Origin of the sequence: Exiguobacterium sp. SL-10, assembly GCF_004337025.1 — a bacterium.
Taxonomy (GTDB): Bacteria; Bacillota; Bacilli; order Exiguobacteriales; family Exiguobacteriaceae; genus Exiguobacterium.
The window spans coordinates 85,267-97,653 of record NZ_SJUP01000007.1; the positions used below are offsets into that span (position 1 = coordinate 85,267).

Here is a 12,387-nt window from a genome sequence, read left to right on the forward strand (position 1 = left end):
TCACCTCATAACATTCCGAGTAGTCGTTCGATGATTCGTTTCGCCTGGTCTTCGTCACGAGCGATCATCAAGATCGTGTCGTCCCCGCACACCGTTCCGATTAATTCATCCCATGACAAATGGTCGATCAAGACACCGATCGCATCCGCATTACCCGGCAACACTTTCATGACGACCAAGTTTTGAGCCGAGTCGATCGAGACGAAACTGTCCCCGAGGATCCGCTTCATCTTGCCGAACGGGTTGAAGCGCTGATCGGCAGGAAGACTGTACTTATAGCGCCCGTCGTTGAGCGGCACTTTCACGAGATGAAGCTCTTTGATGTCTCGTGACACGGTCGCTTGTGTCACCGGATATCCGGAGCGATGGAGCTCGTCGACGAGCTCATCTTGTGTTTCGATTTCACGATTGGTCACGATTTCTCGAATCTTAATCAAGCGCTGTCCTTTATTCATACTCGCTGACACCTCATTTTATGTTTCACATACTCAGTATCATTCTAAAGTATTGTCGAAAAAAGGTCTAGCATTCGCAGGATGATTTCCCGAGTCGGTCGCATCCGCGCATAAAAAAGCTACAGACGAAACGTCTGCAGCTCAAGCGTTCTTTTTCAATTGCGCGTAGGCGGCGTCGATGACCGCACTCACGTCGAGTCCGGGATCAATTCCGCCGACGCCGGTAAAATGGGCGAACAATAAGAACTCGATGTTCCCGTCCCCACCTGTGATCGGCGAAAAGTCAAGACCTGCCACATGAAACCCTTCCGATGCGAAATGGCGGACCATATCGTCGACGACACGTTCATGGATGGCTCGGTCCCGGACGATGCCTTTTTTACCGACATCGGCCTTCCCGGCCTCAAATTGTGGCTTGACGAGCGCCATGACGATCCCGTCCGGCTTCAAAATCGTCTTCAACGGTGGGATCATGAGCCGAAGTGAGATAAACGACACGTCAATCGTCGCAAAGTCTGGCGCTAGCGGGAACTGTTCCGCAGTGGCGTGTCGGAAGTTCATCCGCTCCATGACGATGACGCGGTCGTCGCTCCGTAGCTTCCATGCCAATTGGTTATAGCCGACATCGACGGCGTACATTTGCGTCGCCCCGTTTTGGAGCGCACAATCCGTAAATCCGCCTGTCGATGAGCCGATATCGATGCCGATTTTTCCACCCACGTCGAACGGGAAGACTTGGAGCGCTTTTTCAAGCTTCAGTCCGCCCCGTCCGACATATGGCAACACTTGACCTTTCACTTCGAGCGGGATGTCGTCGAACACCTTGTCCCCCGCCTTATCAAGCCGCTCGGTCCCACTATAAACGAGACCGGCCATGATGGCCCGTTTCGCTTTCTCTCTCGTCTCCGCTAAGCCGCGGTCGACGATGAGCACATCTAGTCTAGTTTTCTTTCGTTTTTCCATAGTTCCTCACACATTCTGTCGATTTGTCACTTGAACGAACTGCTGAACCGAGTCAGCGATTTGCGTCGGACGGAGCCCAATTTCTTCGAGCAACTGATTGACGCCGCCATGTTCGATATAGCGGTCCGGAATACCGAGTCGGAGCACACGCGGGAACTGTCCGGCATCGCTCGCATGTTCGAGCACACTGCTACCGAATCCACCGGCGAGCGCTGCTTCCTCTAACGTGACGAGCGGGATGCCTTCCGCATATAAAGCGGAGAGCATGGCGTCGTCGAGCGGTTTAATCGTTCGAGCGTTGATGACACGGACACTCACATGCCCTTCGAGGAGAGCACGGACTTCGAGTGCGTCCTGCACTTGTGGGCCGAATGTCAAGATGGCGACATCCGTCCCCTCCGCGACCGTCTCCCAGACGTCGAGCGGCAATTCGCGGAGCGTCTCGCTCATCGGCGTGCCGATCCCTTCGCCACGCGGGAACCGAACGGCAATCGGACCATCATCATATTTCAGCGCTGAATAGACGAGATGCTGCAATTCTTCCTCGTCTTTCGCCATCAAGATGCGAATGTTCGGGACGTGACGCATAAAGGCGATATCGAACACGCCTTGGTGCGTTTCCCCGTCCGCTCCGACGAGACCGGAACGGTCGATCGTGAAGACGACGTTCAAGTTTTGACGGCAAATGTCGTGCACGAGCTGATCATAGGCGCGTTGGAAAAACGTCGAGTAAATCGAGACGACTGGTTTCAGCCCTTGTGTCGCTTGTCCGCCGGCCAATGTGACCGCATGCTGTTCGGCGATGCCGACGTCAAACATGCGCTCTGGGAATTGTTTGTTAAAACAATCGAGTTTCGAACCGACGCTCATCGCTGGCGTGATGAGTGTCACCCGCTCGTCCGTCTCAGCGACTTTTGTGATCGTCTCAGCAACGACCTTCGAATAGCTCGGTCCTTTGACTTTCCCTTTGATGACTTCACCCGATTCGATTTTGTATGGCCCGAGGCCGTGCCACGTACCGACACCGTCGAGTTCGGCCGGGCGGTAACCCTTGCCTTTTTTTGTGATGACGTGGACGATGACCGGCCCATCAATTTTCTTGGCATACTCGAGCGTCTCAAGCAGATCGCGTAAATCATGACCGTCCGTCGGCCCGAAGTACGTGAAACCGAGCTCTTCGAAGAACGTCCCTGGGATGAGCGCTGATTTCAGCATATCCTTCACACGTTCTCCGCTCCGTTCGAGCGAATTGCCGACAATCGGGATATGTTTGATGAGCGCCTCGACTTCCTCGCGAGCGTGCTTCAATTTACGTGACGACCGCATCCGGCCGAGCATGTTGTGCATCGCACCTACGTTCGGAGCGATGGACATCTCGTTGTCGTTCAAGATGACCATCACGTTTTGTTTCTCGGCGCCGATATGATTGAGCGCTTCGAGCGCCATCCCCCCTGTGAGCGCTCCGTCCCCGATGATGGCGATCGCCCGGTCGTTCGAGCGTCCCTTCAATTCGTTCGCGATGGCGATTCCCATCGCGGCCGATAAGGAGGTCGAGCTATGTCCCGTCTCCCAGACGTCGTGATCACTCTCACAACGTTTCGGGAAGCCGCATAGCCCGTTATATTGACGGAGCGTGTCGAACTGATTCGTCCGTCCTGTCAAGATTTTGTGGACGTATGCTTGATGCCCCACGTCCCATACGAGTTGGTCTTTCGGACTGTCAAATACACGGTGCAAGGCGAGCGTCAATTCGACAACCCCTAGGTTTGGCCCCAAATGCCCTCCCGTTTCAGCCAATTTTTCAATCAAAAACCGTCTGATGTCTGCGCCGAGTGCTTCTAACTCGGGTACCGACATCCTTTTTAAAAATGACGGGTCTTGAATGGATGTCAAGTCCATGATGACCATCCTTTCTCCTGTCTTATTACTGATTCGTACCTTATATTTTACAAGAATGTGTCCATAGATGCTATACATTCACAAAAACAAAGGTGACACGATGTGCTCATCGTGTCACCGAGATTAATGATTGCGTCGTACGACGAAGTCGAGAAGCTCCCGTAAACGCGGGGCATCGACCGACAATGCGGCCAAGGCGGCCTCACTTTCCATGACTTCCTGTTCGAGCGCTTTTTTCGCTCCGTCGAGACCGAGCAACTTTGGATACGTCGCTTTGTCGTTGCCTTCGTCCGAGCCGACTCGTTTCCCGATCAGCGCCTCATCCCCTTCGACATCTAAAATATCGTCTTGGATTTGGAAGGCGATCCCGAGATGTTTTCCGAACCGTCCGAGTGCCAGGCGGTCCGTCTCCGAGGCATCCGAAAGAATCGCCCCTGCTTCAAGGGCGTACACGAGAAGCGCCCCGGTCTTTCGTTCATGAATCGATTGAAGGGTCGACAACGTCACGCCAGTACGTTTTTCAGCAAGCATGTCATCCAGCTGACCACCGACCATGCCGGCACTGCCTGCCGCCTCACTGAACCGTTTAACGAGGGCAACGATTTTCGTCGCTTCCAAATCGGCCCGCGCCAAAAGATGAAACGCGTCCGTGAGCAAGGCGTCCCCTGCGAGAATCGCCGTCGCCTCGTCAAATTGACGATGGTTCGTCGGACGGCCTCGGCGGACGTCATCATCATCCATCGCCGGAAGGTCATCATGGATGAGCGAGTACGTGTGAACCATCTCGAGGGCGACAGCCGCTTCATGGCCGAGCGCCCGTGGACGGCCGTATGTATCGAGGACGGCGTAAAGAAGAGCCGGACGAATCCGTTTCCCACCCGCGTCGAGAGAATAGGTCATCGATTGAAATAAACGCTCCGGCATGAAAGACGGGTCGAGCAAACGACGTGTCGCCTGTTCGACCTCTTCTTTCCATGCCTGTAGATGCACTTGCATGCTCATACTGCGCCTCCTTTTTCACGGAGCGTGCCGTCGAGTTCAAGGATTTCGTCCATCTTTTGTTCCGCCGCCGTCAATTTAGTTTGACAGAGGGCCGACAATCGGACACCTTCCTCATACAGCGTCATCGCTTCTTCAAGGGCGACTTCTCCCGTCTCGAGTTGCGTCACGATTTCCTCGAGCCGGGCGAGTGCCGCTTCAAACGTCAGTTCTTCTTGTTTCTTCGCCATCGTGTCTCTCCTTCACTTCCGCGACGGCATGGCCATCCCGAAATCGGATCGTCACCACACCGTCATGTAGTTGTTTGACATCTTTCACGTACGTCCCGTCCTGTTCGACGAACGTATAGCCTCTCGCGAGAACGGCGAGCGGGCTGACAGATTCCAATCGACCTGCCAACCGCGCGAATTGATCCGTCGGTCTCTCGAGCGGTCGAATGCGTTCCAACCGTCCTTCGTATTGACGGAAGCGGTCGTCTTGCGCTCGGAACACTTGCATCAGATTGCGGACATCGAGACGTTGCGCCGATGCTGCGAAACGGTGCCGCGCGTGCGTCACTTGTTTCGTGGCACTTTGTTCGAGTCGAATCTCGGCTTGGGCGAACCGTTCACGTTTTTGCATGATCGTATAACGAGGTGATTTTAAGCCGTAACTGTTTTTCATGCGCTCGACTCGTTCGCGAAGCGAGGCCATTTGAGTCGTCACGACCCGCGTGAGTGCGCGGCTTAATCGTTCCACGTCTTTCCGTTGCGCTTCGATCGTGGCCGTCGCGAGTTCCGCCGCCGCTGTCGGCGTGGCCGCTCGTACGTCGGCGACAAAATCAGCCAGCGTGAAATCAGTCTCATGGCCGACGGCCGAGATGACAGGGATCTCGGAGTGGTAAATCGCCTCGACGACGACGTCCTCGTTGAACGCCCATAACTCCTCGATCGACCCGCCGCCGCGTCCGACGATCAACACGTCGCAATCGGTGCGTTCGTTCATCCAGCGAATCGCACTCGCCACTTGCGGAGCGGATTGATCCCCTTGCACAGCGACGGGCGCGAACGTGATCGCCACGTGCGGTGCCCTCCGTCTAAGCGTCGTGGCGATATCGTGGAGAGCCGCGCCTTTCGGCGAGGTGATGATGCCGATGCGCTCTGGGAAGGCCGGCAGCGGACGTTTCCGTTCCGCTGCGAACCAGCCCTTCGCCTCGAGCTCACGCTTTCTCGCCTCATACCGCTCGAACAACATACCGATGCCGTCTTGCCGCATGAGTTCGACGTACAATTGAACATCACCCGTCGACTCATACATCGTCACCCGGGCGACGACGACCACGTTCATCCCGTCCGTCGGCTCAAAATTGAGCGTTCGGGCGTCACGTGAGAACATGACCGCCTTCATCCGGGACGTTTCGTCTTTGAGGGTGAAGTAGCAGTGCCCCGAGGCGTAACGTTTGAAATTTGAAATCTCGCCGATGACGGCGATGTGTTGCAACACCGGGTCACCGTCGAGTTGACGTTTCACATAACGGACGACTTCGGAGACTTGAATCGGATTAGCCACGTGAGGCGACCTCGACCGTATTGTGCATGAGCATCGTGATCGTCATCGGACCGACTCCACCCGGAACTGGAGTGATGGCGCTCGCCACGTCACGGACGCCTTCAAAGTCGACATCCCCGACGAGACGACCGTCGACGCGGTTGACACCGACGTCAATGACGATTGCTCCCGGTTTGACCATATCGGCTGTGACGAGACCGGCCCGACCGACAGCGACAATCAAAATGTCAGCTTGGCGCGTCATCGACCCGAGATCATTCGTCTTCGAATGGCAGTATGTCACGGTGGCCGATTCGTTCAAGAACAACATCCCGACCGGTTTCCCGACGATTTGGCTGCGACCGACGACGACGACGTGTTTACCGACCAAGTCGATCTGCGTCTTGACGAGGTGCAGAATCCCGTGAGGTGTACATGGCAATAGTGTCTCGAGACCGAGCATCATCTTCCCGACGTTCGTCGGGTGGAATCCATCCACGTCTTTGTCCGGTGAGATGCGCATGATGACGCGATTCTCATCGATATGCTTCGGCAACGGCAACTGCACGAGAATCCCGTGCAATGCGTCGTCCGCATTCATCGAATCAATGAGTTCGAGCACTTCACGTTCTGAAATCGTGTCATCGAAGCGAATCACTTGTGAATCGATGCCGATGTCAGCCGCCGCCCGTTCTTTCCCCCGGACGTAGCTGTGGCTCGCCGGATCATCCCCGATTAAAATGACTTTCAGTTTTGGAACGATGCCGCGCGCGCGCAGCGCGCTGACCCGTTCCTTTAACGTCTCCCGATATGATGCTGCGATTTGTTTCCCGTCGATCACTACTGCCATCTCTCTCATCCCCCGTTGTCTTAGGTTTCTCTGTAGTTGGTGTGGTGTCTTCTCTGTTTGCCTGACGCGTTTTTCTCTTTATTTTACGCTTTGATGATGTTTCCGAGCACGCCGTTAACGAGCTTGGCCGCTTCTTCATCGGCGAACGATTTGGCGAGTTCGACCGCCTCGTTGATCGTCACTTTGTCCGGAATCGTCTCGACGTAGAGCAACTCGTACGTCGCCATGCGGAGAATCGTCCGCTCGACATTTCCGAGACGATCGAGTCTCCAGTTTTTCAAGTTTTCGACGAGCAATTCGTCAATCTCGTCTTTCTTTTCTAACGTCTCCACGACGAGTTGTTCGTAAAATGGATCGGAGTCCATGCCATCGAGGGCAAATTCGATGGCCTCGTCTACCTCAAGTTTTGATACTTCGATTTGAAAAAGCGTTTGAATCGCTTTTTCCCGTGCTTCATGACGTTTCATTCAGATACTCTCCTTTTGCATGCTTTCATTTTGATAGTTTAGCATAACGCCTCCATAAATTCAGTACAAAAAACCAGGAAGCCCAAATAATGTTCGGGCTTCCTGGTCAGGATCATTTCGTGAGCGTCATTTCTTTTTCGACAAATTTCGTGTCGAACGCACCCGCCCGGAAACGTTCGTGGGCCATGACTTGTTGATGGAACGGGATCGTCGTATGGATGCCCGATACCGTGAACTCATCGAGCGCGCGAAGCATCTTCGCGATCGCCTCTTCCCGTGTCGGTGCGTGAACAATCAGTTTCGCGACCATTGAATCATAAAACGGTGGAATAACGGCACCGGCATAGAGACCACTGTCGACCCGGACGCCCATGCCGCCAGGAACGATATACTGATCGATTTTACCGGCCATCGGACGGAAGTCCGCAAACGGGTCTTCTGCGTTGATCCGGCACTCGATCGAGTGCCCGCTGAACGTGATGTCCGACTGGCTGATGGCGAGTGGATGACCGAGCGCGACTTCGAGTTGCGCTTGGACGAGGTCGAAGCCGGTAATCATTTCGGTGACCGGGTGTTCGACTTGAATCCGCGTGTTCATCTCCATGAAATAAAACTCGTTCACTTCCGGGACGTAGATGAACTCGATTGTGCCCGCACCCGAATACTGAATCGCTTTGGCCGCTTTCACGGCCGCGTCGCCCATCGCTTGACGGGTCGTCTCATCGATCGCCGGAGACGGTGCTTCCTCGACCAACTTTTGCATCCGACGCTGAATCGTACAGTCCCGCTCCCCGAGGTGGATGACGTTGCCGTATTGATCCGCAAGCACTTGCACCTCGACATGGCGGAACGACTCGATATATTTCTCCAAATAGACGTCGCCGTTACCGAACGCCTGCTTCGCTTCTTTACGCGTGTCGGCGAGCCCTTTGACGAGCTCTGTCTCGTCGTAGGCGACACGGATTCCGCGCCCGCCACCACCGGCCGTTGCTTTGATGATGACCGGATACCCGATTTCACGGGCGAGTTCGACCGCTTCCTCGTCAGTGACGACACCGCTCGATCCCGGGACGACCGGTACGCCCGACTCGATCATCGTCCGCTTCGCTTCGTCTTTTATGCCCATCTTCCGAATCGCATAACTGCTCGGTCCGACAAATTGGATGCCGCACGCCTCGCTCATCTCGGCGAATTCGGCGTTCTCGGCCAAGAAGCCATAACCCGGATGAATCATCGTCGCATCGACCGCGCACGCGACCGACAGGATGTTCGGGATATTCAAATACGAGTCTTTCGACGGGTTCGGTCCGATGCAATACGCCTCGTCAGCCAGACGGACGTGCAACGCCTCGCGGTCTGCTTCCGAGAAGACGGCGACCGTCGGAATATTCAACTCTTTCGCGGCGCGGATGATCCGGACCGCGATTTCTCCACGGTTGGCAATGAGTAGTTTCATAGACACCTCACTTCACGCTGAAGAGCGCTTGACCGTATTCGACTAAATCGCCGTCAGCGACGAGGATCTCGACGATCTCCCCGCTGATTTCCGCTTCGACGTCATTGAACAGTTTCATCGCTTCCAAAATACAGACGATTTGTCCAGCTTCGACGCGATCGCCGACTTGCACATATGCGTCTTTGTCTGGTGCCGGACGCGAATAGAACGTCCCGACCATCGGTGATGTGATTGTGCGCAAGTTGCTCGGCGCAGGGGTTGGGGCCGCTTCTGGTTCGGTCTCAACGCCCGGCGCAGGCGCTGCGACCGGGGCCGCGTGCACGATTGGTGTATGAGTAGCGGCGAATTGTGGGGCCGCTTCTTTTTTCAATGAAAGTTTAAACTCCGACGTCTCGAGTTCCAGCTCGTGGACGGACGTCTGATCGAGCAATGTTATCAGCTCTTTAATCTGTTCGATTTGCATGAAATAACCCCCTATTTATACCTGGTACTAATCTCTACTCTACTATAACTGGTCAGACCAGTGAATGCAACGACAAAAAAAGGGCCCATTCCGAAGAATGGATACCCTTTGTTTTACCCGTTATAGCGCCCTGTAAAATCGCCTGTGCGCGTGTCGACTGTTACTTTTTCGCCTGGCTCAATGAAGAGCGGCACTTGGATGATGTGGCCCGTCTCGACTGTCGCGTTTTTCTTCACGTTCGATGCCGTGTCGCCTTTGACGCCTGGGTCGGCTTCGACAATCGTCAAGACGACCGTCGTCGGGAGCTCGATGCCGAGAATTTCGCCATCGTAATCTGCGATGCTCACTTCCATGTTTTCAAGCATGTATGGAAGCGCCGCTTTTACTTGCTCGCCCGTGAGTTCGAGTTGCTCATACGACTCTGTGTCCATGAATACGTATGTGTCGCCCATCGGATAAAGGTATTGCATACGCTTACGCTCGATGTGCGCACGTTCGATGCGTTCGCCACCACGGAACGTCGTCTCTTGAATCGCGCCCGTGCGCAAGTTACGCATCTTCGTACGGACGAAGGCTGCGCCTTTACCTGGTTTGACGTGTTGGAACTCGATGACTTGCCAAATCGACCCGTCCGATGTTTTGACCGTTAATCCTGTTTTCAAATCGTTAACTGATACCATGTTGATTTCCTCCTAAGATGAGCTGAGACTCAAGCCTCAATCGTAATTAACTCTTTCGGCGACTGCGTGAGACGGAAGTTTCCAGTCTCGGTGATGACGATATCGTCCTCGATGCGACATCCGCCGATTCCGGCGATATAAATGCCCGGTTCGACCGTCACGACCATCCCCGGCTCGAGCACCGTCTCTGAACGGAACGATAGTCCTGGCGCCTCGTGGACTTCCATCCCGAGGCCGTGTCCTGTTGAATGTCCGAAGTATTCACCGTAGCCGGCTTCTTTAATCACGTCACGCGTCAGCGCGTCCGCCTCGATGCCCGTCATGCCGGCTTTTGTTCCCTCGACGCCTGCGAGTTGCGCGCGAAGCACCGTGTCATAAATGTTGCGCAACTCGTCGGAGATTTCGCCGACAGCGAGCGTACGCGTAATGTCCGAGCAGTAGCCTTGATAGTAAGCCCCAAAATCAAGCGTCACGAGCTCGCCTGCTTCGATGACCTTGTCACTGGCCACACCGTGCGGCAATGCCGAACGATGGCCCGAAGCAACGATCATATCAAATGATGACGAGTCGGCACCTTTTGCCCGCATGAACATCTCGAGTTCATTCGCGACTTCTTTTTCAGTCCGGCCTGGGCGGATGAACGACTGGATATGCGTAAACGCCGCATCCGCAATCGCCGCAGCTTCCTTCATTATCTTAATCTCTGACTCATCCTTAATCAAGCGTAGCTTTTCGACGATGCCTGACGTCTCGACGAGCTCGGCATTGACGTCTTTTTCATACGTCCGGAATTGACCGACCGTCATGTCATCTTGCTCGATACCGAGGCGCGCGACCGCTTCCTGATCGACGACATCTGCGACTGACTTGATGAGCGACGTCTTATGCTCGATGATGTCGAATCCTTTCACTTGGCTCGCGGCCTGTTCTGTATACCGGAAGTCGGTGATGAAGCTCGCCGTCTTCGCTGTGATCACGAGGACGCCACTTGACCCGGTGAAACCCGACAAATAGCGAATATTCTCCCGTTTCGTCACGAGTAATCCGTCAATTCCGTTCGCTTCTAGCTGAGCTTGCAGTTTGCTGACCCGTTCAATCATGTCGATTCCTCCAATGTTCGATCAATGCCTGCAACGCGAGCGTGTAACTCGTCAACCCAAAGCCGCTGATGACACCGAAACAGACGGCGGCGAGCTTGGATTCATGACGAAACGACTCTCGTGCATGCACGTTCGAGATATGTACTTCGACGACCGGGGCCTTGATGGCGGCGATGGCATCTCGGAGCGCGATCGACGTATGCGTATACGCCCCGGCGTTGAAGATAACCCCTGCATAATCATACGCTTCGTGCAGGGCATCAATCAGTTCGCCTTCATGGTTGGATTGGACGAACGTCAACTGGACGTCATCTGGCGCGGCGAGTAACAGCTCCGCCGTCAGCCCCTTCAATGAAACGTCACCATATACGTCCGGTTCGCGTCTTCCGAGTAGATTCAAATTCGGCCCATTCAAGACAAGTATATGCACAAGTCTCCCCCCCCTGTTCGTCAAGTCGCCTCTATTGTAACAAATTTAACGGTTGTAGCGACAATTGACGTTCATCTGGTTTCGTTTTTCGGACGAATCACGGTATAATTCAACTATATAACTGTAGGAATCGAGGAAATGCCATGAAAACTAAACCACTGATCCCTGTTGGAGGCCAAGCGCTTGTGGAAGGCGTCATGTTTCAAGGACGCGCCGAGAGTGCCTCGGCCATCCGCCGGAAGGACGGGTCCATCGAAACGTTCCAGCAACCCCGTATCCTCGTCCCTTGGGTCCAATCTTTAAAGAAGGTCCCGTTCCTGCGCGGCGTGGTCGCCTTATACGAATCGCTCAAAAACGGTTCCGCCCACATGAATTTCGCCAGTGATCGTTATGACGTCGACCCGAGCGAGGACGAGGCAACGAAGCCGGATGAAAAGAAACAGAATATTTTGATGGTCGTCATGATCGCGATCGTCGGGATTATCTCGTACGTGTTTGGCAAGCTCATTTTCAACGTCACGCCGGCACTCCTCGCCGCCATGTTCCAAAGCGTGCCCGCCTTGTCCGGTCACGTGATTCAAAACCTCCTCGAAGGGGGAATAAAATTAGTATTGCTACTCAGTTACCTCTATTTGATTTCTTTGACGCCACTCATTCGCCGCGTGTTTCAATATCACGGTGCTGAGCACAAAGTTATTAACTGTTATGAGTCCGGACGACCGATCACTGTGGAGAACGTCCGTTCGAGCTCACGTCTCCACTATCGTTGTGGGTCAAGCTTCATTCTATTCACTGTTTTCGTCGGCATCGGTGTCTATATGGTCGTCCCAATCGATCCGCTTTGGGTTCGACTCGTCAGCCGCATCGCCTTGTTACCGGTAGTCATCGGCATCTCGTTTGAGGTGCTTCAATTTACAAACCGTTTTCGTGAACATCGCTTCCTGTCCGTCCTCGGCAAGCCGGGACTATCGTTACAGCTGTTGACGACACGCGAACCGAACGATGATCAAATCCGCGTCGCCATCGAGGCTTTCGAAACATGGGAACGTTCAGAACTTGGTCAACCGGCCGTGCAAAGAGAGGGATAAAGAGGAGGAA

General features: G+C 54.4%; 14 protein-coding genes. 1 reads left to right on the forward strand and 13 read right to left on the reverse strand.

The window, feature by feature from the left end; genetic code table 11:
• Window positions 1-5: 5 nt before the first annotated feature.
• The 13 genes from ahrC to aroQ form a co-directional block, all read right to left on the reverse strand.
• Window positions 6-455 carry a transcriptional regulator AhrC/ArgR gene (ahrC, locus tag EVJ33_RS09585; protein ID WP_131436591.1) on the reverse strand — a complete coding sequence of 150 codons (450 nt, stop codon included), beginning with the start codon at window positions 453-455 and terminating at the stop codon, window positions 6-8.
• A 141-nt stretch (window positions 456-596) separates the two neighbouring features.
• Window positions 597-1,418 carry a TlyA family RNA methyltransferase gene (locus tag EVJ33_RS09590; protein ID WP_131436593.1) on the reverse strand — a complete coding sequence of 274 codons (822 nt, stop codon included), beginning with the start codon at window positions 1,416-1,418 and terminating at the stop codon, window positions 597-599.
• A gap of 6 nt (window positions 1,419-1,424) precedes the next feature.
• Complete coding sequence (gene dxs / locus EVJ33_RS09595; protein WP_201739692.1) at window positions 1,425-3,317, reverse strand: 1-deoxy-D-xylulose-5-phosphate synthase; 1,893 nt, start codon at window positions 3,315-3,317, stop codon at window positions 1,425-1,427.
• 123 nt (window positions 3,318-3,440) lie between these two features.
• Window positions 3,441-4,319: a polyprenyl synthetase family protein gene (locus tag EVJ33_RS09600; protein WP_236634590.1), complete on the reverse strand. Its 879-nt coding sequence runs from the start codon at window positions 4,317-4,319 to the stop codon at window positions 3,441-3,443.
• Window positions 4,316-4,546: an exodeoxyribonuclease VII small subunit gene (gene xseB, locus EVJ33_RS09605; RefSeq protein WP_131436597.1), complete on the reverse strand. Its 231-nt coding sequence runs from the start codon at window positions 4,544-4,546 to the stop codon at window positions 4,316-4,318. The genes EVJ33_RS09600 and xseB overlap by 4 nt, the downstream gene beginning before the upstream one ends.
• The gene (xseA, locus tag EVJ33_RS09610) at window positions 4,515-5,864 is read right to left on the reverse strand and encodes an exodeoxyribonuclease VII large subunit (RefSeq protein WP_131436599.1); all 1,350 of its coding nucleotides are present in this window, start codon (window positions 5,862-5,864) and stop codon (window positions 4,515-4,517) included. The genes xseB and xseA overlap by 32 nt, the downstream gene beginning before the upstream one ends.
• On the reverse strand, window positions 5,857-6,693 hold the full coding sequence (gene folD, locus EVJ33_RS09615; protein ID WP_131436601.1) for a bifunctional methylenetetrahydrofolate dehydrogenase/methenyltetrahydrofolate cyclohydrolase FolD: 837 nt from the start codon (window positions 6,691-6,693) through the stop codon (window positions 5,857-5,859). The genes xseA and folD overlap by 8 nt, the downstream gene beginning before the upstream one ends.
• An 83-nt stretch (window positions 6,694-6,776) precedes the next feature.
• Window positions 6,777-7,160 carry a transcription antitermination factor NusB gene (nusB, locus tag EVJ33_RS09620; protein ID WP_034777985.1) on the reverse strand — a complete coding sequence of 128 codons (384 nt, stop codon included), beginning with the start codon at window positions 7,158-7,160 and terminating at the stop codon, window positions 6,777-6,779.
• 112 nt (window positions 7,161-7,272) lie between these two features.
• Window positions 7,273-8,616 (reverse strand): acetyl-CoA carboxylase biotin carboxylase subunit, encoded by a 1,344-nt coding sequence (gene accC / locus EVJ33_RS09625; RefSeq protein WP_483297309.1) that lies wholly within the window; start codon window positions 8,614-8,616, stop codon window positions 7,273-7,275.
• A 7-nt stretch (window positions 8,617-8,623) separates the two neighbouring features.
• Window positions 8,624-9,079: an acetyl-CoA carboxylase biotin carboxyl carrier protein gene (gene accB / locus EVJ33_RS09630; RefSeq protein WP_131436605.1), complete on the reverse strand. Its 456-nt coding sequence runs from the start codon at window positions 9,077-9,079 to the stop codon at window positions 8,624-8,626.
• Between the two features lie 113 nt (window positions 9,080-9,192).
• Window positions 9,193-9,759, reverse strand: coding sequence for an elongation factor P (gene efp, locus EVJ33_RS09635; protein WP_131436607.1), 567 nt, complete (start codon window positions 9,757-9,759; stop codon window positions 9,193-9,195).
• A 29-nt stretch (window positions 9,760-9,788) separates the two neighbouring features.
• Window positions 9,789-10,856: a M24 family metallopeptidase gene (locus tag EVJ33_RS09640; protein WP_131436700.1), complete on the reverse strand. Its 1,068-nt coding sequence runs from the start codon at window positions 10,854-10,856 to the stop codon at window positions 9,789-9,791.
• On the reverse strand, window positions 10,852-11,289 hold the full coding sequence (gene aroQ / locus EVJ33_RS09645) for a type II 3-dehydroquinate dehydratase (protein ID WP_131436609.1): 438 nt from the start codon (window positions 11,287-11,289) through the stop codon (window positions 10,852-10,854). The genes EVJ33_RS09640 and aroQ overlap by 5 nt, the downstream gene beginning before the upstream one ends.
• A 143-nt stretch (window positions 11,290-11,432) precedes the next feature.
• On the opposite strand from aroQ, the gene EVJ33_RS09650 reads away from it, so the two are divergent.
• Complete coding sequence (locus EVJ33_RS09650) at window positions 11,433-12,377, forward strand: DUF1385 domain-containing protein (protein ID WP_131436611.1); 945 nt, start codon at window positions 11,433-11,435, stop codon at window positions 12,375-12,377.
• The last annotated feature ends 10 nt before the right edge of the window (window positions 12,378-12,387 follow it).